We start from the raw sequence: 524 nt of genomic DNA on the forward strand, positions 1-524 counted from the left end.
GATCGGGCTTTTCCATAAACTCCATATCTTTCCAGGTGCCGCCGTCTACCCTATACTGTAAGGTATCATTTTTACTGCCTATAAAAAAGTTGGCATATACATAGGCTTTATTCTTTTTTACTGACGATACCAGGTTAGGCGCAAATACCTCCATCTGATAATCAGCAGGCTTGCCCGCTGCCTTATAGTCTATAGTGTACTGGTTACCGTTAAAATGTATAAACGCGTAGCCCTTTGGGGTACCATCCCGCATTACAGAAATGGGTATGCCTTTTTCATCCAGTTTTCCGGAATACCAGTCGCCACTGGTGGTACCGATGTTAAAATGGTGGTGTGGTTTTTCCTGCAGCCAGCCTTGCTCTTTACCTAAAAATTCCTGACGCTGCAAATGCGTATGCGCCGATATGGAGAGCGTATTGGGATATTCCTTTAACAGTTGAAAAAGCACATTGCGGTCTTCTTCCCTAAAAGCATCATCCCAAATATCGAGTATGGGTATGTGCAGGGCAATAACAATAAGGTGG

General features: G+C 43.9%; 1 protein-coding gene. It reads right to left on the reverse strand.

Annotated elements, in window-relative coordinates; translation table 11 throughout:
* Positions 1-524 (reverse strand): calcineurin-like phosphoesterase C-terminal domain-containing protein (locus tag ACMGDM_RS20660; protein WP_436806021.1); only part of this gene is annotated, 524 nt, incomplete at both ends.

Source organism: Sphingomonas larreae, assembly GCF_051400595.1.
In the GTDB taxonomy this organism is placed as follows: domain Bacteria; phylum Pseudomonadota; class Alphaproteobacteria; order Sphingomonadales; family Sphingomonadaceae; genus Sphingomonas.